The organism is Methanobacterium formicicum, assembly GCF_029848115.1.
Lineage (GTDB): Archaea > Methanobacteriota > Methanobacteria > Methanobacteriales > Methanobacteriaceae > Methanobacterium > Methanobacterium formicicum.
Genome location: NZ_JARVXG010000051.1, coordinates 10,001 through 33,558 on the forward strand (window position 1 = coordinate 10,001; position 23,558 = coordinate 33,558).

Genomic DNA, 23,558 nt, shown 5'->3' on the forward strand with positions numbered 1-23,558 from the left:
TAATAGCAGCCCTCAAGACGCTTTTTGGGTGTAATATAGAATCCACAGAATAAACATCGTCTTTTAACTTTGCTAAAGAAGGATCTTTTGCACAGTGAACAAGTAAAACAACATCCTTTAATAAAAGAACACCAACAATATATTTATGTCTAGTTTTAGATGAAGAGAATAGAGAATCCCTAAAAGTATTAATTAAATCTTCAACTATATTACCATCAGGGTCAGGATAATTTTTACGAATATCTTCAATCCATCGTTTAATAGACGGATTTTTTGTGCGAATATCAGAAAATAATATTTTCTTATCCATAATCCGCGATTCAAGGTTCCTTATAACCTCACGGATATGTAAATCTTCTTTAACTTCATAAAATAAAAAACTATCATCGTCGTTATTATCCGGACTCAAAGCCCATTTTTCCCAGAAAAAAACTTTAGATTTAGAAATACCTTCATCAATATAATCTGAAACATCAATTTTTTCATTATTAGAACCATTGATTTCAATATCTGGCTCAAACAAGTTTTCTTCTATCATTATAATTACCATTGTAAGATTTCATCTTTTATACAGATAACCAATCAATGGTAGGTCTATTCAATCCTTTCATAGGGGTAAACATTTTTAAAATTCCAGTGTAAGTAAGATCCAACTGAATCTGCATTAGCTAAGTTATTAAATTCAGTTTCTGGTACTTCTTTATAGATATACAAACTCTGATCATTAAATCTGACATAAGTGATCTGATTTTCAGCATCATAACCTATTTCTGCAACATGCGATGAAATTACGGGTATCATTTCAGGTATCATTCTATCTCCTCGTTAAATCTTTGATTTCTCCATAAATTAAGTAGTTTTTTATAATTGTCATTAATATCCTCCTTTTTATTTAGCCATAAATCCGAAGGTAAAGGATCTGAACTTTTAGGAGTATTATGGGCCTTATAAAACTTTACTCTTGATGGGATCTTTACTGCTTCCCCAGATATGATCCCTTCACCTGTTCTTAAACTTGGAAGAAGATCAATAATAGTTTGCAACTCATCCTGAATTGCGGACTTTATATGGCCCCTATCTTTAGAATTATTCATTCGCAGAGCAATAATAGTTCCACACTGACTTAAAACAGTTTCATCTAATTCAGAAGGTCGCTGAGTGACCATTACTAAACCAACACCATATTTGCGCCCTTCTTTAGCTATCGTCTGAACAGTCTTGGATGAAATAGAATTTTCTCCTGCTTTTAAGTAATTATGAGCTTCTTCAAGAACAATCATCAAAGGTTGTTCTTTACCACCAATTGGAGTATTTTGCCCCCAAAATAGCCCATCATAAACTATTTTAAGTAAAGTACCTGAGATTGAATTCATTATTTCGCTGGGTACTCCAGATAAATCAAGGATTGTAACTGGTTCTCCAGTACCTATCCACCCTATCAATAATTCACTTAAATCTTTCTCAATTTTCCCTTCTAAATTTGGATTATACTCTCCTGGTTTGAATAAAAAACTGTACCTGCTATCTTTCAATTTGATTCTTATGCTATCAAGAAAACCCAATATACCTTTTCTAGCATTATTGAAAAATGGTTCAGTATTGTCGGGAGTTGCTGATTGATATTTACTGGATATCAAATTTTCCGGATCACCTTTTTCTTTTAGACACTCAGAGTGATCTTTTTTAAAAGTTTTTCTTTCAAAATCATCCAGATTGAACCAAAGTTGATTAATACTAAAAGGTATTGGACTATCTGCAGTTATTATCTCTTTTTCAACTCCCAAATCATTAATCTTATTTGAAGCAGCTTTAGCTTCTACAATTTTAGATCTAAAATAATCTTTATTAGGATCAGTTAAATTCCCTGGAAATATACTCATTAATTCTTCAAACGGTAAGGCCCAAAAAGGGATATACAATTCTTTTTCATTTTTTGAAGGATTAGCATTAATTTTGTAAACATTACTTTTATCGCTTAAAGCAGAATTGTATTCCCCATGAGGGTCAACTACAAGAATTCTAGAACTTTCAAAACCTTTTTCTGCTATTGAATTCAATAAAACCGCAGTCAAATTTGATTTCCCACTACCTGTTGAACCAAGGATTGCACAATGTCTCGAAACTAATTTATTTAAATCTATTTTCGCATTTAAGCTTTCAGAAATACTTATATTTCCCAGATTAATTGAATTATTTTCATCAAAACCACCATATACAATGCTCAAATCTTTTATTGTAACTAAATGGATTTTGTCACCAGTGGTAGGAGATTGTGATACACCCCTATCAAATCTGTTTCCAATTTGTTCCCCAACTAAGACCATGTTGAGCCATTGTTTATTACTTAATTTATCGTAACCATCCACTAAAAGTTCATTATAATTATCAGGCATTGCTGCAGCCCCTATTTTTGTAACAATACCATACAAATTAGCATACCCTAATGGAATTTTCAAAAATGAACCTATTTGACCAACACGATAGACTACACCTTCAATAACTGGCATATTAGATTTTAAGTTATCAGCAAGTTGAACTGTAATATTATTCCCATTCACACTTACTATTTCGCCAATTTCAGTATATTTATTAATCATGAGTTTCACTTATTCTAAATTATTATCAATTATCAAAGAACTCAAAAAAGAGACAAAATTAGAAAAATCGGGAAGTAAAAATTCTCCTTCTTTCATTTTTATTTCATTTTCATCAGAATCCAACTCATCCCACTGCTTAAAATACTTGTTTAAAAAATCCGTTTGTTCACTTTCAGTTTTTAATTCCCAAATACCATATTGACATCCAATTACCGCGTTTCTAATACCGTAAATTGATAATTTGCTGTTTTTTTTGGCCATTTTAACTAAGTTTGAGTTATTTTTTAAAATGAAATCTTTGTTACCATCTTGATTTATAATATCATAATAAAGAGAGAAAACGTGAGAAGATGAATTAGAATTTAAAGCCGTGACAATTCTTTCGTTGATATGTTCATCTCCAAAAGAATATCCACATGTAATCAAAATAGAATCATCACGCCTTAAAAAATTACTCAACCTATCCAAAAATGAGATATAAGGCTGTTTTTTGGAATCACTATATTTAAGAGTTGAAGGATAAATAAGAATGTCATTTTCACTTGAATCTTTACGTAAAACCTTCCCTGATCTTTTATCATGATGCCAGCCTAATGATCCATGAATTTTCCATAATTTGGTCTGTCTAGGCAAAAATTCAAAATCTTCAACCGAATCAGAATTAAAAAAAGGCATAAAACTACCAGTGAAACCATCATAATATGGAACATTTTTTAATTCCAACCCTAATTCAAACAGGTAATCATAATTAAGAGTAAATATTTCAATTCCATACTTCCTATCAGCACGATTTATCCACTCTGTGAAATCACTGTGAATACTATTTTCCAAATATATTTCATTTTCCATTAATTTTTCATGAATTGATACATTTTTTCTAATTTCAGTTTTTATAAGTGTGATTAAATCAGAAATATCATCCAAATTTAAGCCATTAATTTCTGTATCACCAAAAATAACGTCTTTTTTCTTTTCAAGATTTGTTAAAAGAGTCTCAATATTATAATTCGCCTCTCCAATCTCATCCTTTATTTGATTAATAGCATCTTCATATTGAGTTAATTCAGCTTCAATAATTTCAGTTAATTCACCAATAGCAGGAATATAAGGATGATCATCTTTCTTTCTAGCTAAAGAAGTTCCGGCTCCAAATAAAAAACCAATTCGTTTCTTATCAGAAATTAACAACTGTTGTAGTTGACGAATATATTCAGAAGGATCATGGGTTAACTCAGCCATTGTTACACACCATCAATATAACTTTATCATTGTAATTTAATACTATGATATTAATAAAGGTATGTAATAAAAAAATAACTTAAAAAAAAATTATTTATATTTCTCTCTAATCTTCTTTTTTAGAAGGTAGTTAATATCAATAACGTATTTACCTTCTTCGTCAGAGACTATGACTGATTCATCCGAAATCAAGGATTGCAGGTTTACTTCATAGACCCCGTGTTCCTTAACCATTATGGTCTCAATAGAATTTCCTTTAATTTCCTTTATTTCTTTAACTTTTCCTTTCTGGTGGAATTCAAAGAATTTACTGCCACAATTTGGGCAGCCTTTAAGGATAAGGTCTTCTGAGTCCTCGTATTCATGGCCACATTTAATACAGCGATGCATCGCCACCACCGAGGCTTGCCACCATGGACAGGAAATTGGATTTCCGTTTCACTGTCTTCATTACATTGGCCGGGCCAATAATGGTGATACCCACTGTTTTCTTCTTGGACAGCCCGAAAAATGAGCTTTCATCCTTTTCCAGGGTGTAGATATCAATGCCCACAAAGTTTTCCACATCGATCTCGCGCATGGTGGTTTCAATGAGCTCTGCCTCTTCTTCGGGTTCCAGGCCGCCCTCAATTACGAGAAGTTCACCTTTTTTAACTTTTTCCACGATCATGGAGATTTTTTCGATGCTGCTCTGGTTTCTGAGAGCATCTGATGAGATGAAATCCATTTTGAGAGTGTTGGTATCAGCTTCATCCATTTATATCACCTTTAGTTGAACTTCTCCACCATGGCCTGGTACAGTTTATCGGTGTTTTCACCGTGCAGGGCGGAGATGGAAACCACCTTGTGCTGGGGGAACACCGAGGTTATTCTTTCTGGTTTGGACTCGGGTAGGTCCACCTTGTTGGCCACAATTACAAAGGGTATCTTACGGGCCTCCAGGTTACCGATTATGGTTATGTTGGCCTGGGTCAGGGGGTCCTTGGTGGAATCCACCACCAACAGCACACCAGTAACATCATCCAACCATTTTATGGCCTCTATTATACCCTTAGTTGCTTCTTTAGCCCTTTCTTTTGCTTCCAATTCTGATAGTCCGTACTGTAAGAAGTTTTTGTAATCAATTTTCGTGGCGATTCCCGGGGTGTCAATAATGTCAAAATCCAGTTCCACACCATCGTAATTGAGGGATACTCTTTCCTGTCGGTACACCCTCCGTGTTTCGTGTGGTATTTCTGAAACCAGACCCAAAGGTTTTCCCAGCCAGTCTTTGGTCATTCTGTTGGCCAGTGTAGTTTTACCGGAATTGGGATGTCCGTAAAATCCAATTTTGAGTTTTTTTTCCTTTCCAATTAGTTTGTTGAAGATGTCTGTGAAGAATTTTTTCCTGAATATGCGCATGATATCAACCATTAAATCACTCTTGGTATGTTTCACCGGGTTTAAGTACTGCTACTTTGGTTTCGGTGGATTTTTCTACTAACTCCTTGAATTGCGTGGCATCCTGTTCTATGGGTGGAAATGTGTTGTAGTGCATGGGTATTATGACTTCCGGTTCCAGCCACTGGGCAGCAATGGAAGCCTCCCGTATTCCCATGGTGTAACGGTCACCTATGGGTATAAGGGCAATTTCTGGCTGGTAAATATCTTTTATAACTGTTTTCATGTCCCCAAAAATGCCAGTGTCTCCAGCGTGGTAGATCTTCCGGCCGTTTTCCAGTTGCAGTATGTAGCCACAGGAACTTCCACCGGGCCGGGTATTATCCAAAAAGTCCATGTCTGCCGAGTGGATGGAGTTTACCATGGTGATCTTTATGCCTGCAGCTTCAATGGTTCCTCCCATGTTCATACCCGTGGTCTCCAGTCCCAGTTGGGTGAGGTAAAGGGAGTGTTCATGGTTGCACACCACCAGGGCCTTGTTTTTTTGGGCCAGTTCAATGGTATCTCCAAAGTGATCGTTATGGCCGTGGGTGACGCATATCACATCGACTTCCAGGTCCTCAGGATCCAGGGGGCAGGAGGGATTATCACGCATGAAGGGATCAATTACCAGTTTGTGGTTATCCGTGGAAATGTAGAATGCAGAGTGGCCCAGCCACTGTATTTTCATTCTTTCAGCTCCAGATCGATGTCCTGGGAGATGCTCCAGGCATCTTCAAACATTCTTTCAATCTCGTTAATGGATTTTTTGTCCTTGTAGATGACTCCCACTTCGTAGCTTTCGTAGATGGGATCCGTGGATATGATGAGACCGTTGGCCTCATCAGCCACCACCGCTACAGTGTGCACGTGGGGCATGGTCCTTATCTGAACATCCTTTTCCTGGAGGAGTTTTATGAGCTCTACTGATGCATCATCATCCAGGCTTGCTTCCTGGATGATCATACGGCTTTCGGTGTCCATGAATTTCTTAAGGACACTCACATCGATGTTACGCACCCAGGGGTACATCATGAGGAGTTTGTTTTGGGCAGTAACTATGGTATCTTTCATGGCTTCCTGAACATCCTGGGCCTCGAAAGACCAAATTATGGATGGTTCTGTTGAATCTGTCTTTAATTTGTCGATGGTTCCCTTAAAGGAGTCAAGCCGTTCATCGATGATGCTTTCAATATCCTTAGCATTCTGTATGTAGTTTTCCTTAAGCTTGTCCAGCCGGTTTTTAACAAACTGGTCATCCCTTCCGGTGCGGGATTGCAGTTCCTTGAGCCGGTCCTTGTCAGCAGTTTCCAGTACAGATTTAGGTGCATGTCGGGGTTTTTCCTCATCTTTTGCCGGGGTAGGTTTAGGAGGTGTAACTGTGCCATCCTTTTCAGCTGTTTTCTTCTTAACTGGAGCTATTTTCTTAGGGGCTGTTTTGGGTTGGGTAGCCAGATCTGGAGGCAAGGTAGTTGGTTTTTGGGTTTTTTCTGGCTCTTCCATCTTTTTTTTAGGTTTAATAGCTTTTCCCCTGGTTTCTGGTTCCTTTTTCAAGGGGATGGAAGATTCCGGTGCGGGTCCAAATCTAGGTTCATCTTTAGCACGGGGTTTAGGTTTAATAGCCCTTGGTCCTGAAGATGGGGCTGCTTTTGAAGGTTTTTTATCTTTAACAGGCATTTTTTTCGGTTTTGTTGGCGTCTTGCTTGGGGGTTTGGCTTTTTTAACCTTTTTTGGCCTTGGCATTGCTCCTTTGGAGAAATCTATCTTACTACCGAAGAATATCACTAAAATAAGTCCAAATACAGATGCAATTAACCCCAGAAAGAAAGCTATGGGGTTTGGTGGAACAGTAAAACCAAGATACATTAAATAAAAACCACCGCAAACCAAGAGAAGCCCAAAAACGCTGACAATTAAATTGATCATCCTAATACCTCCTAAACTTATTATGTTAGGGATTATTTATAAGTTATTAGTTTTATCACACACCAATCATTATCAATCTTTCAGTTTGGGTCTTAAAAAAATAAATCACCTAATTTAAATTGGGACTTTCCAATTATTAATATTTTCCGAAAATTCCCATAATATTACCGAGATTTATCATCCCAGTTGGAGGTTACATCTAGGACCGGGCCACACAATTCTGTATGATGTCCACCGCAGTGTCAGTTCCATTGTACCGGGAGAATATATCCCTGGTTCTGCGAGCACTATTTTTTAAATCCTGATTCTCCAGGAGATAATTGATATTATCCGTTAGGCTATCAATACTCAATGTTCCCATCTTCTGCACCCGGGCCAACCCGTATTTCCTCATGTTCCGTGCATTCCTCTGTTGTTCGGGGTGATTTTCAATGGGAACCATTAGGCTGGGAATCCCCAGGGAAGCTATTTCCATGGAGGTGGTGTGTCCAGCCAGAGATACCAGGAAGTCCGATAACTTCATCCACTCCATTATATCCCCCAGGAATCTTTTGAATATTATGCCTGGTGAGGATTGGATATTCAGGTCAATGGTGGGTCCAGTTACCAGTATCATCTGGTCACAGTCCAGTTGGGGTGCGGCCTGGTACAACAGGTTTAACAGTTTGTTCCCAAATTCGGATCCCCCCACCGTGGCCATTACTATTTTATCATTCTTTTTAAATCCAAATCTCTGGCGGAGGTCCTCTTTACTCCCCATGGTTTTGGGATTCATTTTAAGGATGGGGCCGGTGAAGTGCACCCGTTCACGTATTGCGGAAGGAATTTCATAGGAATTTATCACATCCGGGACGATTATGGAACTGCACAGACGGGATACATCCTTTATGAAACGTTGCAGGCCATTTTCCAGGTACTCCAGGGTGCGGTCTTTATGCTGATCCTCCTTGAGTTCTGGTGCCAGGTCATTGCTCACCAGGACACAGGGAATTCCCAGCACCTTGCAGGTAATGGGAACTGAATAATGGGAATCACAGACCACCACATCCGGGTTGAAATCCTTGATTATGCGGGATTCATGATAAATACTCTTTAAAAAAACGTAAGGCACATCAATGGATTTACGGGCGGTGTGTTTAAAGTCCAGTTCACCCGAACTCCCGTAGAACTTGATGGGAGGAAGTTCCATGACTTGGTAGTCACTGTACTCACTGAGCATCTGGTAACCTGAACCATAACTGGCAAAGAGAACTTCATCACCCATTTTTTCCAATTTCTGGGCTAAAGCCACTGAACGGGAAGTGTGTCCCATTCCAATGCCACACGGTATTAGGAGTACTCTCATTTTAATATCCTTGAAAAGTTTTTCATGGGGATTTTATAAAAAATTCAAACCTTAAGAAATAGTTAATTAATGGTCTTTTTAATATTTGCCTATTTTATTTGGAATGTTTTCCTAGTGAATTGTTCGACTGGAAAATAAATCACCACCGGAATAAAATTATCGGAAGGAGGATAACTTACATTGCCAGGAGTAATTTTAATGAATCCACAGGTTATGAATTCACTGGTAGAAAAAGAGTTTAATCTATTAAAATTGAGTGGATTTAATTAATCCTGGGATTGTATAAAGGAAACGATGTTCTTAAAAAGTTCCAGAGAGTCTTTATTGTTGCTTAAACTCCAGGCTAATTTATTCCTAAGTGATCTTTTTGGTTCTTCACCCAGGGAGTTCATGTAGAAGATGGTGTGGTTGAATAGGGTATCAGAACCGATCCTAAACTTAGTATCTCCATCCTTTTGAACCTCATCGATTTTCCGGCGGAAAATTCTTTTAAGGCTTTTGGAAGCCCGGTAAACCTCTTCATGGTCATTGCTTTCCATCTGTTTGAGGATGGTTTCAATTTCCACGAAATCAGTGCGTGATACACCAAAGACAATACCTTCTGGTCTTATGGACTGTATCCGCTTCACTCCATCGTATATGGTGAAATCATAATCAGCGATGTAGATCTGCCCTTCGCGCAGGAGGGCCATTAATGATTCATTGAATGTTTTATCCGATGTTCCTATCCCAGATTTTGATCTAATAATCTCTAAGATCTGCTTTTTGGATAGTTCATCCCCCTCTAATATGTCCAGGATTAAATTTCTCAAATTGTAATTTTTGGGCATGTTCACAAACCCTCTTTTTTATTGTGTGATAATATGCACAAAGAACTATATAAAAGATAATTATATGTGAATATTTAATATCATCATCAATCTATATAGTAATATAGATCGAAGATGAATATTGTTCTCTACGAACAAAGAAAATATTTATATACAACTATCAACAGAAAAGATGTATATAAATAAGAAAACCCTTATTGGAGGTAAAAATATGAGCTTTTTAAAAGACGAAGGTGGACAAGGAGCAGCTGAATATATATTACTGTTTGGTGGAGTTATCGTTATTGCAATCGCTGCACTACTGATCTACAGAGCATACTTCACTTCTAACTCCGGACTACAAGCATCTTCCGATGTTAACACCGTAAGAAACAGCATGAACAAACCAAAATAGATTTTTCTATTTTTTTTTCTTTTCTTATTTTTAGAATTTCTGATGATTTTTTCTCTAAAATTACAATTTTAATTATAAATAAATATGTTGTCACTCTTACTCACTGCCAACAGAAAAAGTTTTTGTAAGCGTTTATTACCTAATTAAATACATCTAATGTTTAAGGCCCACTGATTTTTGGAATAACTTGCACTAAAAGATACACGTGTAATGTTATATAATATGAGGAATATAATACATTACTAATTAATTATAAATGAGAAAATTAGATTAAACATCTAAGTTAAGTGTGAGATCATGGACCCTAAAATTCTTGATAATGGAGGACAAATAAGCGCTGAAATGATCCTCCTTATAGGTGCTATACTGATAATAGTAATTATTGCCGGAGGATACATCCTGGATATCTCCGGATCCATTGCCGGAAACATTACCAGTGTGGTTGACACTGCAAGAGACAACACCATAAACCGAATGTAAGGTCCTCTTGCCTAATACTATTTTTTAGTCATATAATTATGTATTAATCTTCATTTTGTTAGACTGCCTGCCAAACTGTACTACTGTTATTTTTATATAGTGAACTGAAGGTGGGGGTGTTCACACTCTCCAGCACCAACTTGGTAAAGGTGGAGTTTTCAAATCGCTTATCCATTACTACCACTTCTGATTCATCAAATAGTATTACCACACAGAGATTACTGTTGGGGTTAATGTAAGTCTTATTTTCCACAGTACCATCAGATTGGATGAAACAGTAGGGTAACTCGCCCTTATAAGTCACAGTTTTGTGGGTGTTATCAAATTGGAACCTAGTGTCACTTAACACGAGGTTCCCCTCTTCATGATGGATATCTGCAAAAACGTAGGTGAAATTTCCACCACCATTTTTATCAAAGTCCCAGCTACCAAAATTGAATACCCAGAAACCTTTGTTCACCATTTGGGTGTAAGTCCATACTACATAAGGTCGGGGACTATTCGGATGAGTGTAGGAAATAATTGTTTCTGCCTGGGACAGACTAAGGTTATACTGGTTAACCAGTAGATCCCGGGCAACTGATTTATCAACACCCAGAATATTGTTTAAGATTTCTGCAGTCCGGTTTGTATTATGAGTGTATTCATCAAGGGTTAAATAGCCCAAATCTCCACTGGTGGCTATCATTCTGAAGATACCTGCGGATAAATTTCCATCGCTGGTGTAGAAGGCCCGGTCTATCCAGTATTCCCGGGCAGTGGTAGGGGATTTAACTCCGTAAGTATAGGCACTATCCAGATTACGGTATTGAACTGTTTCAATGTAAGCCATTCTACCGTCAAGGGCCACCGATCGATTGGCAATGGAAGTTATGATGTGTCCTGCTGGCCAGTTGGAAAATACCACAGTGTCGTTAGAGGTATTGTGATTAATCCACTCCAGAGAATCCCACAGATTATCATCAGCTCCGGGAGGCATTTCCAGTGAGTCCATTACATTGGCCACCGCAGGGAATAACACCAGTAAGATTACCAGCAAAGTTAAAAAGGAAGTTAAGTATTGTTTATCCCTGAAAAGAGCAAGAACTATATTAGAAGACTTATTTTGCCGGATTAAACCCAGGTAATTCACACATAGACCTACCATTATCCCGGTGCTAATGGTTAAGGGAGGTATCATGATCATGATAAACCTGGACCCTTTCATAAGGGCTAAAAATCCAGTTAATGCCCATAAAACCAGGAAAAGATAGATGAACCAGTCCACAGAGTTCAAATACTTTTTCTTGAGGTCTTCAGTTAACAAAACCCGTAGCATCCATACCAGTCCAAAAATTCCCCCGAATAATGCAATCCCCACACCGGAAACAACTCCGTCAAAGGTGGGATGGGATAATTCACTTACAGAAAGGTAGATGTCAGGCCAGGGGGCCCACGGACTTTGGACTCCTGTTAATTTCAAAAATTCCAGTGGCCCGTACAAGAGTTTAAGGAGACTTAAAAATCCGGTGAATAATGTTAACAGGATAAGGGTGACTGCGATAAATGTTAAAAATGTTGTTATGAATTGTTTCATGGGTTTTTTCTGGAAGTAAGACCCCAAAATCCATAAAACACTGAAAACAGCCATTAAATAGAAATAATATTGCCAACCATTCCAGGCAGTGGAAAAAAGGAACATGGAAAATCCGGCTAATATCGAGAGAATTATGCTATTTCGGGGATTTTTATTGATGGAAGATTCCCAGAAGAGCCATACCACCAGTAGGGGGAATAAAATAATGAAGATATCGGTATCAAACCAGCCAGCCACGGTACGAAGGAAATAAAAAGGTGCTAAAACTGTTAAAACACCGGCAACAACGGCACCAGATTCATTGGTTAATCTGCGGGTGAAAAAATAGGCCACCACCCCTGCCAGTGGAGCCACAAATGCAGATAGCCAGAAACAAACCACCAGCAAGGGGACACTGCTGAATAAATTAATGAACTTGTAAACCAGGGCCGTGAGGTAAACAATCAAGGGAGGGTAGTCCAGGGGAACACCAGGAGAATAGGAATGGGTATCCCACTCCCGGCCATCGATTATAGTGTCGCCTAAATATCCATGATCCAGGAAGTTACTTGTTAAACGGTAATTGTAATATGAATCAAGTTCATACATGTAGGGTAAGTTGTTTTCATCCAGTGAAAATGATTTTTCATCGATGGGAGTGCCGGTTACATGGGCAGATCCAATTCTAAAGAAAAATCCAATGGCGAATATCACCAAAATTGCAGTGATCAGTTTAATATATTTTTTTTCCATTTTAAACAACTTTTACCTTAGTTCTATATTAAAAGTTCTATATTTTGGAATATATTCTTAAGTTCTTTATTTTATTACCAGTTATCTCCTGGAAATGGTTAAAGGTTAACTCATCTCCCCCTCCCCAGACAAAGTAGTAATCAATGTTATTTAACTCAAGTTTCTGTTCTAAACTGGTTTGATTACTTTTTTTAGTTACTCCAAAATATCGGGACCCCAAATAATAGGATAAACTCATAGTATCTGCCCATCGGTCATTGGAAGCTATGTTTCCCTGTAAATTATACTCATTTCTTAAGGTAACACCTACAGATAGAAGTTGGTCTCCGCTACCCACAAATCCACCTATTTCCATAATGGGCGTTATCATAAATGAGAGCATTACCATGATCAGGAAAATATTTCTTAAACTCAAATTTAAACTTCCCCGTTCATATAAATAATTCACCAAGTAAAATCCATTTATCAGTAGTAAATATGAAATCGGCCATAAATAACGAGGTTCTACAAATATAAGAACATATCCTCCAATATAAATTAAAATGGTCATCAGGAGTTTAACCAGGTCAAATTTAACCCTTCTTGATTCACTTTTTACCACGAAATATATGCTTAAAATTAGTATTAACATTGCTAAAGGAGAAAATCTTTCCAGGAAGGCAATTGTGCGAAGTACATTATTTTTAACGATTTCCAGTTGTAAAACAAAGTATTCAACTGACTCCAATGGATTCCAGTCATCTAATTGAATTGAAGCAGGATCTTCCCATATGCTAACGGCATCTTTATTAGGTGGTTCAAGGAGTCCTGAACTGTAGATCGGATGTTCAGGATAGGTCAGACCAACTATGGCATGATTATGATCCTTAGCCGTGCCTATGGTCACTTCCCCCTGTTTTGAACTGATCATCCCTATCCATAAACCACTGACTATGAAAAAAACTACCAGTCCTAAAAAAAGGTTTTTTAAAATCTTTTTTCTCTTTTTTCCTTCAAAATAACATATAAAGTTAGATAAGATAAAATGAACCAAAAAAAATGGAAAAACAAAACTCTTTGCCAAGTATCCTAGTGCTCCTAAAAATCCAGACCAAAATCCATTTGACACATCATCAGGGTATCGGTAATTGAATATCACTGCGAAATAAAATACCAGAATACAGCTAACCAACAAATCAGGAGTAGCATATCTTATTGCAAAAAATAAAACCATTGGAATGCACGACACCAGTAGGGCACTTCTGACCATTCCATCCAAGTTAAAGGTTTTAGCCAGCCGGTTTAGACCAATGATAGTTACAGATCCAACAATCAATGAGAGAACGCGGGGTATGATAGCTGATTGAAAGGGATCAAAACCTCCTAAAAGGAACGGTGCTATCAACCAGGAGTAAAGGGGACTCCAGTAAGCATTTATAGCCTCATTCCAATTTCCAGTGGAGTAATGGTGGGCAATGGAAATATAGGAAATTTCATCACCCATCAGGTTATAGTGAAAAAAGGTAAGGAAAATGAATGCCAGACCCGAATATACCACTAGAACAATACTTAAATCCCGGTGTTCAGATATAAATGCTTTTATATTCATAGCTACCCTGTTTAATACGTTCCCAGTTTAATTTGAGCAATAGTATTGTTATTTAAATCCCTGACGGTCACATAACCATCCGATTTGTAGATATTAATGTTTTGATGCTTATCTACGAATCCTCTAGTACCCCCATAAGTATTATCGGAATAAAGTCCATTGGAAACGCTTCGGCCAGTCATCCAGGCCACCTTTTCTGACAGTTCCCTCTCAGTCCAAACCACTTGATTAGCAGATGTGCTATTTTCAATGTAATCCTTTAAAGGAGCATATTCTCCTTCAAACGGTGTTTCAAGGGCATCCCATCCTTTACCATGCTGGTTTGGTAAATAGCTGAAAAATATCACCACCCCCATCATGGAAATGAAAACCATGAGCAGGAGGAATAAAGATGATAAAAGTCGATTACGGTTACTAGAAAGGTTTTTATATCCCCTTTCAACAGCGAAGCCTGCTAAAATGGCCATGGGAAGGGCTGCAAATTGAAATCCTCTTAAAAAATCTCCGTTAAATCCAAAGAAGCTGAAAAATATCACAATCACAATGTACGTGGTGAATAGTTTAAACTGCCGGTAATTGGAATTATAAAGAAGGTAAAGGCCAATAATACCCAGGACAAATACGGCCAAAAAGATTAAAAATGCGTATGAACCGGGGTGAGGAGGTACCAGTTTAAGGTGAGTTAAGGTGTAGAATATGCCCCCAGTGACCAGCCTATCCTTAAAGTAAACCCAGTATACAGCCCAGAAAAGCCATGAAGGTAATAAAAGAGCTATTATTTTAAGGTTTGTTTTATCACGATAGTTATCAACCAAGTATAAAGGTATAAAACAGAACAAAGCAACCATATGAGTCCATAAACCCACCAATGATGCTAGAAATGCCTTTTTTTTATCTTGAGGAATGTAATAAATAGTTAAAACCGCCAGTATAGGAATGTAAGCAGCAGGGATGGCTGCGGTTAATGTGGATGGTGCAGGCATGGCCAGGGAAAAAAGTCCAGCAAAATATCCTGCAAAAATACCGTATTCACGGTTAGCAAACCATGATGCAACTCCCACGGTTAATAAGACCTGAGATATGCATAAAAATGAGTGGGCAAAGCGAACACCTGCCAAATACCATAAACCAGCGTAAACTGCATTGAATAATGGTTGATGCCACACTGGCCTACCCATAGGATAGTAGGTGATGTTGTCCCAGAACAATCCCCAGAATGGGTTTTGAATTATTTCCTGTGCCCGGGCCAAGTGAAAATCGGTGTCACCACCCACTGGGAAAAGGAAGTAGGGGCGGAGGATCAGGACGATAAACACTGCTATTAGGGGGGTGAATGGTATTAGTAGTTGAATTTTATCCTTAACCTGCAATAAATCACCATAACATTTTTTTTACTATGATTAACCTTTTTATGATTTATGTTATTTAATGATATTTTATATGAATGGTAAAAAGGGAGTAAAATAGATTAAGTTTTTCTTTTTAGTGTGAGTTAAACGATGTTAAATATTAAACATTTAAATATTAATATTATCATATTAATTGTGTGGATCCTCACCGGGAGTCATAGGATACATTCTCCCACCCAACCTGTCCCTTGGTGCAGTGGTGGGGATCCTTACAAATTAAATTGTAACAAATCAATAATAATTATCGAAATTGAAGAATCAGATCATTTTTGAGATTGAAATCTATAATGTTGACTTACCCGTCTCAATCAGACCGTTTCGGAATAAAATCAAATAAAAATTTCTAATTTTGATAAATAAACAAATACCAATAATTATTCCTATTTTTTTAAAATATAATTTTTGGTGATTACTTTCCAAATGCTTTCCAACACAACCCAGGGGGATAGGGATCCTATATATAATGGAAAGTTTTTAATGACTTTTAGGGAAGAGGTAGGAGGGGGCTTATGTTAGAATAAATAATATTTATTTAAAAAAAGACATGTTAAAAAGCTAATAGTTAAGATAATCATTCAAAATTATTTAAATAAAAAGAAAAGAGAATAAAACCGTTTGTCAGAGATGGTTTTATCCGCCAAGCACATTGATTATTATTATAATGAAAAGATTATTATATATGTTTCGATCTCAGGATCTTGATCTGTAACTGTTAAAATAAAGATTTAAATCTTATCACCCTATATATTTTAATTGGTTAAGGAGGGCACGGAGTATGCCATAGTCAGAGATGGTCGTGCCTTGCTTGATACTAAGTAAGGGTACATATCCGCCGAGCACATTTAGATAAACCTGGCGGCCCCTTTGGAGGTGGTCACATGCCGACATATCTCGGTAAGCCAATATAGATCGCCAATGAAGTGAGGGGAGCTTCGGCTCCCTTCTGACCCTTAATAACTAATTTTAATATACATTCAAGGTTTTTTCAAATCACTTATGTGATATTCACAGTCTGGACAAATACATTGTTCTCCAGAATACCCCAATGCTTGAATGCATTTAATAACCCCCGTATATCCGCAATTAGGGCATTCAACATATTTATAGACCAAAAGATCACCCCTTTAACTCATATACTAATGATGAAATATAAGTTTATCATTGTTATTAAAATACATGTAAGTCTAGTTATTGTACTGCCTAAATTATCATACTCTTTTCTAATCTATAAATTAGGAGAGTATATCTAATAGTTATGAAGATATATACAATTATCACGTTTTAAGAAGGGGAGGCAAGAAATTGAATAAAACGGGTAAAATATTGGCCATACTAATCCCAATAGTGGCATTAATATCAATAGTGGGGGCAACAACCATGACCGATGCAAATAACACTACTTTAAATGAAACTAACCAAATTACACTTGCAAATTCAACAGATGAAAGTCAAGATATTAAAAATACTACATCAGAAAGCGGTTCAACATCTGAAGCAACACCACATTCTCAAGAAGCAACATCAAATACACAAAAATCAACAGAACAATCTCAACCAACAGAACAATCCAAGCAAATGATATATCAAGAACCCGAAAAACTGCCTTCAAGTGTAGTTTATCGACACGACCCAGATCATCCGATCATTGCACCAGGTTAAACAAATAAAAAAAAAAAAAAATCCCCCACACTGAGTGTGTGAGGGGTTAAAAATTATCTTTTTTTCTCCTTAGAATGGTAGTTCACGGTAATTATTGTACACCTGGACCAGCTTCCAGCTCACTATATTGTTGTAGCCATTGTTATTGTTCGATGCATCCAAGGCAACATACTCACCATTTACATAGGCCCTGACATAAACATGGCCAATCTGACCACTTTTGAACTGTGCAAGTACATGGCGATACATGGCCGGTATTCCCATGGCCCTGAGAATAGCAATTAACAAATGGGATAAGTCCACACAGTTACCTATTTTATCACGATACGTTCCCAATGCTCCACGCCGGGTATTGTAGTAATAATCATAGCCATAAACATCACGAACGTAATTAAACGCCTGTTCAGCTGTGGTGAACTGTTTAGCCAGATTTTGAATAACTGGATCATTAACTTGACAGTTAGCCGTTTTATCTAGGTAGGGTTTCAGGTCATCAGGCACACTAGGTTGGGTGGGCTGTGAAGGACTGGTCCCTCCTCCAAGGCTGTTGGTGTAGATGAAGGCAGGTAAGTATTTTTCATCTGCATAGAAATTCAATGCTCTACTGTACATGTCCATGAAGTTATAAGGGCTCATTTGGCCCAAGGGCGTGTTTATGTAGTTTGGCATCTTTTTATTTGCTTCGATGAAGTCCTTAGTTCGCTGTGCTGCATCAATGTAATCAGCTTTTAATAATTTGTTTTCAGGTAGTCCACCCATAGGATTGGAAGGGTCATCAACACTATCTGTTCTGATATTCTGATTGGTGTTATTGTTTATTTCAATTATCGCAGCAGCCATCATCCTGTTGAAACTAGGTCTGCTTACAGTTTCTCCACCAACATTCACAGTCAGGGGAGTGCTTCTCTTACTTTGTATATAGTTTGTTACTCTTTTTGAAGCGTCTAAAGTTTCGCTTATTGTTTTCACCATAATATTATACCTCCATAGCGTTCGCTAAGATGTAGTTTTTTTTTTATAAATTCAAAAAAAAATAGAGTTACAATGGCAGAGCAGGAGCGTATGGAACTTTTACCGAACCTATTGCTAGCCAAGTGAAAGTATGAGTTTCACTCCATCCAGCCCCGTCCACATGGTTAAACCAACAAGTACATCCCTGGGGAGTTTTATTCTCTGCAGATGTGGAAAGATAGGAAGAAGGAGACCCAATATATACATCAGGGGGTTCTGCAAATAATTTATTAAAATTTATAGCTTTACTGGTAGCCCTACTCCCATTCCCTGTAATAGTAGATTTACCTCTATCAATAACTTCAATAACTTCTGAATTATTAATTACTCTCCTTGTTGCGCTAACCATGCTGCCCGGGAAAACAGGGGTGAGTTTAATATAATCTAATGCAACCTCAGACTGGCTGATTGATTTAATTATAATTCTATAATTACTTTTAGGGTCAAATTTATTTATTATAGTTGTACCGAAGTCATTCACAGTATCTTCATGCATGAACATTATTTCGTAATCATAACCTCCGTCTTTAGTGATTTGTACAAGAATATCAAAGGTTTCAGTACCTGAAGAGTCCCACATTATAGTTAAAACCATATCTCCAGCCAATACACCGGTACCTAAACTTTTAGTATCTAACAATACCATTCCCGGATAGTTTGAATATACTGCACTTCCATCAAGATAATTAGGGTCATCTATGACCTTAGAATTGTCCCCTTTATAAAGTACTGCATCTAATATAAGGCTAGCATTTACTGGAATACCTGTATTGCTCATTTTAACACCTCATATTCATAAATGAAGTCTTGAAATTCTATATTGCAATTTTTATCTCCTTGAGCAAGGGGTTTGAATTTAAAGCCGATATATTTGTCAATACTGTCATAACCAATGCGGTATTTACCCTGACTTTTACCCAGGACCACATTAGTATTCATTCCCCCTGTTCCTAATTCATCAACATATGCCCTTAATGGAATGTCTGGGGCTGATGAACCAGGTTTGGAAAAAATAAGTTCCATGTCCTCTTGTCCAGGAGTACCATCTGGAGCTATCAATGAATTAGAATAAGTAGTATTCACTGCGTCGAAGATGTAAAAATCATTATAACTTGCAACAACCCCTACTGGAGTTTCTCTACCCGTTACAGCAAAATAACCCTCAGTATTTGGGGTGGGAATTGTAAGTAATGTCACTCCATCCACGGTTACCCTAGTGTAATTTTCATATACATAAAAATCATACCTGTGATAAGCCGTGTCTAACTCTTTGTCTGCAGAATATGATGCAGATATTCCTGTATCACGCATTTGGTGCACTACCCACTTACGTGGTGACACCCACTGTGCATAAATCCACCAAATTCCATTATTAGGATTTAATGCATCACTCCATGACCCATCCCAATGAGTTAAAAACTCTATATTTTCAGTCCGTTTAGCATATACTCGAACCAAATAAGGGGGTTTTAACCGTTTAGCAGTTCTAATGGCTGCACGATTCCCTGTTGCAGTGTTTGTTACTCTTAATTCCCCACCGGTTTCTACAACATTTGCATTAGTCCCACTACGAGATAATACCCAATCACTTGAAATTGAATTATCATCAAAGTTATCAAAGAAATGAGGATTGTAGTATACTGGTGTGGGTTGGTGAGGGAAGATGTATCTTATTTTTATATTGTCCCATAACCCCGTACCAGTTAAATTAGACCCAAATCCAAAATAATTATTAGTATACCCAGCAAAATGCCCACCATAATAAGTAATGTATTCTTTGTTGTCAATACTAACTATTATCCTGTTTTTAACCCCATCATAACTAAACAACACATTAACATTATATTTAACCCCAGTTGGCACTTTACCAGCACAGAATTTTGTCCGAGAGATTTCTAATCTAGTCACACCTGCATTGTAACAAAGTCTAACATAAGTATCTCCACCATCGTAACAAAAATCTATCCAGAAAAAGTTCTCAGAATCATAGTATTGTGGTGAACATAAATAGAAGTATGGGTTTCCCTGTGTACCATAACTTACTATTTTAAAATCAAAATTGTATTCAACCCCATAAGCAGGGTCACCATAATTATGAGAGCATATGAAGAAGTTAGATTTGTTATCTGCACCATTCCCTGTGTGCTGTATACTTTTTCCACCTGAAATTGGCGAAGTGGTATTCACACTCAGTGTTCCACCCAGTACTGCAAAATCAGATATAACTCCATCTTCAAAATCCCAAAACCAACCTTTATATACTGTTGATGGAGAACTCTTATCAGTTGCAGCACTATTCCCATAGAACAGAAGAATTGGGGTTCTGTTTGTGCTTCCACCAGGGATAGCATCTATTAATATATTAAATGTAGCCCATTCACCAGCACGATAATTTAATCGATCATAGCAGAGGAATGTTTGCCCATCAGGATGAATAAATCGAACATCTGAGAAATCTGTTTTCATCCCGGTCCTGTAATGAACTGTTACTTGTAAAGCCGGCCACACTGCAGTTTTAACTCCAACATTACTCCCTGCAAACCACATTGGCCTGCAGTAACTCCAGCCTTCTTTCCATGGAACTCCTATTTTTATTTCCTTGAAGTTTTTCCATCGAGAAGGTAATTTAAGATATATCTTCCCTGCAGTGGCCCCGGTTGAGTCAATGTATGTTAAATCTGGATGAGAACTGGAAGATGCTACATCGAATACAATATCTTCCACAGTTTCAGTGGTAGATATACTATTGCTGACGTGTTCTCCAATAAGTTCTTCCTTTCCATCCGGCCGGACACCATATAATCCAGTTACAACATAATATTCATTAGTACTTTCATCCGCTTTTGTTTTTAATTTACACCGGGCTGAAATCCACCTAAAATTAGTAGATTCAATAGGGAAATAACTGTTTTGGAAAGTACCGATCACTGATGAACCTTCTGGTTTTTCAAAAACAGCTTTGCCGTCAGGGATAGCATAGAACTTATCAAAAGGTTTATCTGCTTCAATTGCATTAACACCCGTTTTGCGTTTTTTGATATAAGCCATAAGATGTTACCTCCTTTGGACAAAAGCACCTGCACCACTGAAACCCAAGTTTCCCAGGCCCTCCCTGGAATACATGGCCTCTGATCTCAGCCTATTTAATCCAAGTAATTCCTGTTTCATTCTTAGTACAATTGATTTAAACCTTTTAGACGGTATGTTAAGGTCTATATCTGCCCTGAATTCTCCTTTTTCTAGATTTAGCTTATTGGTCATTGATTTGATTTCATGATTCCCTGAAAGAAGAACATGTGGAACATCTGTTATAAGGTAATTAGCAGGGTTTAATTGAACTGTGCCCAGCATATCCAATGTAAAACCAATATATGAGTAAGACCTGGAATCAACTGTATCTTTAGCGTCTTTTTCAGCTTCGGCCTGGGTTGTGGTATTCGTCATGTCTTTATAATTGACCCATGTCCCATAACGAAGCATACTATCTATATTAACGTATCCTGTGCCAGCAGCTCGTTTTTCAGCATCATCAGGAGGATAGTACTTTCTGAATGCACGGTTGCAAATACTGTTATTTCCAGTTCCAATCGTGGGTTTATAGGTGATTCCAGTCACGTCCAGAATATTTAATCCCTGTTTTGCTGTCACAACTCCAGCAGATCCTGAAATCTCTTCAAAGATAAAAACATCATCTTTTCGTTCAGCACCCGGCTCAATGTATCCAGTATAACCAACCAATTCACAAACATCTCTAATGACTTCAATAGGATACTGTGCATCAGATTCAAGGGTGGTTTGTAACATTACATCCGATCCAATCAATCCAATGTTATCAAACCACATTACCCTTTGTTTAATTGGTCCGGGATGTGTTGAAATGGTTATAGTGTCTACAAACCTTATTTGAGTGATATAATATTCATCAGACGTGGCAGAATTATCAAAAGCATCCTTTAAATTAAATTTAAATTCCTCTGGAATTCCAGATAAATTTAATTCAACATGTCCAATAACTTTGCCTTCAACACGAGATGAATTAACAGTTATTGTGTAATCCAATGCATCATCTGGAGTTTCATTCCCTCGATACATTGAGATAACAATGTTGAATTTGAAAGGATACACAGTAGAATTCCCTTTGGCCATGTAATCGAATACAAGATAAGGGTTTTCTGATACTTTCAATGGTTGGGATGAATTACCCCAAATCAGTGCTTCACAATCTTTACTGCTGTTTTCTGAACAATTACTCAGACTTATGTCCTCATAATACAACATAAGCCCGGGTGGGGGCATACCTACGGATTTATCCTGTTTTTTATCAAATCCAGAAACACCAATACTATTAAAGTCATTAATATTGCTCATGTCTTTTAAGAATGCATAGGAACCCTTGTATTTGTAAAATAATGGGAATTCAATACCTGTGGATATGTACTCCATGAATTGCATCAAATTACTGAAATTATATCTGTAAGCATTCACGGCCAGGTCCTGGCCAGATGTACCATAACCTATCGCGAAATTCTTAAAAGTAGGTGCACGATAGAAATCTGCTTCTCTACCCACAAAATCCATTTTTAGCAAATCATCATTTAATGTGAATCCTAATACATAGCCTCCAAAGTCTGGTTTAGCATGCTTTCGATCTTCACCCACATAAAAAGTTACAGCGTCCATGAAGTCGAAAATCATCCGTGAATACAAGTTTTCAGGGCATAAAAAGTCTTCTTTGAATGTAACATTTAGTTTAGCCGTGTTCATCTCAGCAATTGTATTTTTAGTGTATTCTACAGATTGAACTTCTAGAGAAGTGGAAATATTAGAACCCTCAGTTGATAGAATATTAACACGCATGACTATGAATGATTCAAACCAAACATCACGTTCATAAAAAGAAGCTTCTAAATTATGCGTACCTGCATTGAGCCTATGGCGGCCAAAATCCATCCATGCGAAATGATAAGCAGGTGTTTCAACACTTTTAACATCCACCAATTTATCATCAAGTTCTAAACGCAATTGTGGAGGTAGTTGTCCCGCCTGTTTGATGGCTTTAACCACTCTGACAAAAATCCTGTAATCGCCAGTTTTTTCAAGATATACCTCTTTTGAAATACTCCCTGATTGATAAGAAGAGTATGATGGAAACCCAAAGATAGGAAATCCATCATAACCACTTTGAGTCATATCTGCAGGTGTGCGGATACAGTTACTTCCCGGGAGGTAGTAAATAGCGGTCACATCTTTGGCTTCAATTTCTGCCCGAAAGTATGGATCTTCATGGATGGTGACGGGATCCACACCATTAAGTAAAGGTATGAAGTTTACTTCTTTCATTCCATTCACACAT

General features: G+C 37.3%; 21 protein-coding genes (1 of these 21 cut by a window edge). 3 read left to right on the plus strand and 18 right to left on the minus strand.

Annotated features, from left to right (window positions below):
- From QC759_RS07290 to QC759_RS07340, 11 genes are all read right to left on the minus strand, one after another.
- On the minus strand, positions 1 to 538 hold the start of the coding sequence (locus tag QC759_RS07290) for a hypothetical protein (RefSeq protein ID WP_144405510.1). Its footprint begins 1,226 nt before the window's first position; only the first 538 of its 1,764 coding nucleotides appear in the window; the start codon lies at positions 536 to 538; its stop codon lies beyond the left edge, outside the window.
- Positions 539 to 594: 56 nt separating this feature from the next.
- Positions 595 to 813, minus strand: a complete 219-nt coding sequence (locus tag QC759_RS07295; protein ID WP_048072037.1) for a KTSC domain-containing protein — start codon at positions 811 to 813, stop codon at positions 595 to 597.
- Positions 810 to 2,597, minus strand: coding sequence for an ATP-binding protein (locus QC759_RS07300; protein WP_048072038.1), 1,788 nt, complete (start codon positions 2,595 to 2,597; stop codon positions 810 to 812). Before QC759_RS07300 ends, QC759_RS07295 begins: the two co-directional genes overlap by 4 nt.
- Before the next feature lie 9 nt (positions 2,598 to 2,606).
- Positions 2,607 to 3,836, minus strand: a complete 1,230-nt coding sequence (locus QC759_RS07305) for an SIR2 family protein (protein ID WP_048072039.1) — start codon at positions 3,834 to 3,836, stop codon at positions 2,607 to 2,609.
- A 90-nt stretch (positions 3,837 to 3,926) separates the two neighbouring features.
- Positions 3,927 to 4,226, minus strand: a complete 300-nt coding sequence (locus QC759_RS07310) for a Zn-ribbon domain-containing protein (RefSeq protein ID WP_048072040.1) — start codon at positions 4,224 to 4,226, stop codon at positions 3,927 to 3,929.
- Positions 4,210 to 4,593, minus strand: coding sequence for an OapB/ArvB family protein (locus tag QC759_RS07315; protein WP_048072041.1), 384 nt, complete (start codon positions 4,591 to 4,593; stop codon positions 4,210 to 4,212). Before QC759_RS07315 ends, QC759_RS07310 begins: the two co-directional genes overlap by 17 nt.
- 11 nt (positions 4,594 to 4,604) lie before the next feature.
- Positions 4,605 to 5,249, minus strand: a complete 645-nt coding sequence (locus tag QC759_RS07320) for an Era-like GTP-binding protein (RefSeq protein WP_048072042.1) — start codon at positions 5,247 to 5,249, stop codon at positions 4,605 to 4,607.
- 4 nt (positions 5,250 to 5,253) lie between these two features.
- A complete protein-coding gene (locus QC759_RS07325; protein WP_048072043.1) occupies positions 5,254 to 5,946 on the minus strand; it encodes a metal-dependent hydrolase in 693 nt (230 codons plus the stop codon).
- The gene (locus QC759_RS07330) at positions 5,943 to 7,181 is read right to left on the minus strand and encodes a hypothetical protein (RefSeq protein WP_048072044.1); all 1,239 of its coding nucleotides are present in this window, start codon (positions 7,179 to 7,181) and stop codon (positions 5,943 to 5,945) included. Before QC759_RS07330 ends, QC759_RS07325 begins: the two co-directional genes overlap by 4 nt.
- Positions 7,182 to 7,380: 199 nt before the next feature.
- Positions 7,381 to 8,526: a UDP-N-acetylglucosamine--N-acetylmuramyl-(pentapeptide) pyrophosphoryl-undecaprenol N-acetylglucosamine transferase gene (locus tag QC759_RS07335; RefSeq protein ID WP_048072045.1), complete on the minus strand. Its 1,146-nt coding sequence runs from the start codon at positions 8,524 to 8,526 to the stop codon at positions 7,381 to 7,383.
- Positions 8,527 to 8,792: 266 nt separating this feature from the next.
- Positions 8,793 to 9,356: a hypothetical protein gene (locus QC759_RS07340; RefSeq protein WP_048072046.1), complete on the minus strand. Its 564-nt coding sequence runs from the start codon at positions 9,354 to 9,356 to the stop codon at positions 8,793 to 8,795.
- A 211-nt stretch (positions 9,357 to 9,567) separates the two neighbouring features.
- On the opposite strand from QC759_RS07340, the gene QC759_RS07345 reads away from it, so the two are divergent.
- Positions 9,568 to 9,750, plus strand: a complete 183-nt coding sequence (locus tag QC759_RS07345) for a class III signal peptide-containing protein (protein WP_048073791.1) — start codon at positions 9,568 to 9,570, stop codon at positions 9,748 to 9,750.
- A 297-nt stretch (positions 9,751 to 10,047) separates the two neighbouring features.
- Positions 10,048 to 10,230: a class III signal peptide-containing protein gene (locus QC759_RS07350; RefSeq protein WP_048072047.1), complete on the plus strand. Its 183-nt coding sequence runs from the start codon at positions 10,048 to 10,050 to the stop codon at positions 10,228 to 10,230.
- Between the two features lie 58 nt (positions 10,231 to 10,288).
- On the opposite strand, the gene QC759_RS07355 is transcribed toward QC759_RS07350, so the two are convergent.
- The 3 genes from QC759_RS07355 to QC759_RS07365 are packed head-to-tail and all read right to left on the minus strand — an operon-like array spanning position 10,289 to position 15,496.
- Positions 10,289 to 12,538: an STT3 domain-containing protein gene (locus QC759_RS07355; RefSeq protein ID WP_048072048.1), complete on the minus strand. Its 2,250-nt coding sequence runs from the start codon at positions 12,536 to 12,538 to the stop codon at positions 10,289 to 10,291.
- A gap of 37 nt (positions 12,539 to 12,575) precedes the next feature.
- Positions 12,576 to 14,126 carry an ArnT family glycosyltransferase gene (locus QC759_RS07360; RefSeq protein ID WP_048072049.1) on the minus strand — a complete coding sequence of 517 codons (1,551 nt, stop codon included), beginning with the start codon at positions 14,124 to 14,126 and terminating at the stop codon, positions 12,576 to 12,578.
- Between the two features lie 11 nt (positions 14,127 to 14,137).
- Entirely contained in the window at positions 14,138 to 15,496 is a 1,359-nt protein-coding gene (locus QC759_RS07365) for a hypothetical protein (protein ID WP_048072050.1), read from the minus strand.
- Between the two features lie 1,416 nt (positions 15,497 to 16,912).
- Here QC759_RS07365 and QC759_RS07370 point away from each other — a divergent pair.
- A complete protein-coding gene (locus QC759_RS07370) occupies positions 16,913 to 17,194 on the plus strand; it encodes a hypothetical protein (protein WP_144405511.1) in 282 nt (93 codons plus the stop codon).
- A gap of 69 nt (positions 17,195 to 17,263) precedes the next feature.
- Here the strand turns inward: QC759_RS07370 and QC759_RS07375 are convergent, their stop codons facing one another.
- The 4 genes from QC759_RS07375 to QC759_RS07390 form a co-directional block, all read right to left on the minus strand.
- A complete protein-coding gene (locus tag QC759_RS07375) occupies positions 17,264 to 18,166 on the minus strand; it encodes a transglutaminase domain-containing protein (protein WP_052659946.1) in 903 nt (300 codons plus the stop codon).
- 67 nt (positions 18,167 to 18,233) lie between these two features.
- On the minus strand, positions 18,234 to 18,983 hold the full coding sequence (locus QC759_RS07380) for an H-type lectin domain-containing protein (protein WP_048072052.1): 750 nt from the start codon (positions 18,981 to 18,983) through the stop codon (positions 18,234 to 18,236).
- On the minus strand, positions 18,980 to 21,253 hold the full coding sequence (locus QC759_RS07385) for a DUF2341 domain-containing protein (RefSeq protein WP_048072053.1): 2,274 nt from the start codon (positions 21,251 to 21,253) through the stop codon (positions 18,980 to 18,982). Before QC759_RS07385 ends, QC759_RS07380 begins: the two co-directional genes overlap by 4 nt.
- 6 nt (positions 21,254 to 21,259) lie before the next feature.
- Entirely contained in the window at positions 21,260 to 23,545 is a 2,286-nt protein-coding gene (locus QC759_RS07390) for a hypothetical protein (RefSeq protein WP_048072054.1), read from the minus strand.
- Positions 23,546 to 23,558: the final 13 nt, after the last annotated feature.

Coding starts and splice junctions, on each gene's coding strand:
- QC759_RS07295 (WP_048072037.1), bottom strand. CDS start 813: ATGATACCTGAAATGATACCCGTAATTTCATCGCATGTTGCAGAAATA.
- QC759_RS07300 (WP_048072038.1), bottom strand. CDS start 2,597: ATGATTAATAAATATACTGAAATTGGCGAAATAGTAAGTGTGAATGGG.
- QC759_RS07305 (WP_048072039.1), bottom strand. CDS start 3,836: ATGGCTGAGTTAACCCATGATCCTTCTGAATATATTCGTCAACTACAA.
- QC759_RS07310 (WP_048072040.1), bottom strand. CDS start 4,226: ATGCATCGCTGTATTAAATGTGGCCATGAATACGAGGACTCAGAAGAC.
- QC759_RS07315 (WP_048072041.1), bottom strand. CDS start 4,593: ATGGATGAAGCTGATACCAACACTCTCAAAATGGATTTCATCTCATCA.
- QC759_RS07320 (WP_048072042.1), bottom strand. CDS start 5,249: ATGGTTGATATCATGCGCATATTCAGGAAAAAATTCTTCACAGACATC.
- QC759_RS07325 (WP_048072043.1), bottom strand. CDS start 5,946: ATGAAAATACAGTGGCTGGGCCACTCTGCATTCTACATTTCCACGGAT.
- QC759_RS07330 (WP_048072044.1), bottom strand. CDS start 7,181: ATGATCAATTTAATTGTCAGCGTTTTTGGGCTTCTCTTGGTTTGCGGT.
- QC759_RS07335 (WP_048072045.1), bottom strand. CDS start 8,526: ATGAGAGTACTCCTAATACCGTGTGGCATTGGAATGGGACACACTTCC.
- QC759_RS07340 (WP_048072046.1), bottom strand. CDS start 9,356: ATGCCCAAAAATTACAATTTGAGAAATTTAATCCTGGACATATTAGAG.
- QC759_RS07345 (WP_048073791.1), top strand. CDS start 9,568: ATGAGCTTTTTAAAAGACGAAGGTGGACAAGGAGCAGCTGAATATATA.
- QC759_RS07350 (WP_048072047.1), top strand. CDS start 10,048: ATGGACCCTAAAATTCTTGATAATGGAGGACAAATAAGCGCTGAAATG.
- QC759_RS07355 (WP_048072048.1), bottom strand. CDS start 12,538: ATGGAAAAAAAATATATTAAACTGATCACTGCAATTTTGGTGATATTC.
- QC759_RS07360 (WP_048072049.1), bottom strand. CDS start 14,126: ATGAATATAAAAGCATTTATATCTGAACACCGGGATTTAAGTATTGTT.
- QC759_RS07370 (WP_144405511.1), top strand. CDS start 16,913: ATGACCGATGCAAATAACACTACTTTAAATGAAACTAACCAAATTACA.
- QC759_RS07375 (WP_052659946.1), bottom strand. CDS start 18,166: ATGGTGAAAACAATAAGCGAAACTTTAGACGCTTCAAAAAGAGTAACA.
- QC759_RS07380 (WP_048072052.1), bottom strand. CDS start 18,983: ATGAGCAATACAGGTATTCCAGTAAATGCTAGCCTTATATTAGATGCA.
- QC759_RS07385 (WP_048072053.1), bottom strand. CDS start 21,253: ATGGCTTATATCAAAAAACGCAAAACGGGTGTTAATGCAATTGAAGCA.
- QC759_RS07390 (WP_048072054.1), bottom strand. CDS start 23,545: ATGAAAGAAGTAAACTTCATACCTTTACTTAATGGTGTGGATCCCGTC.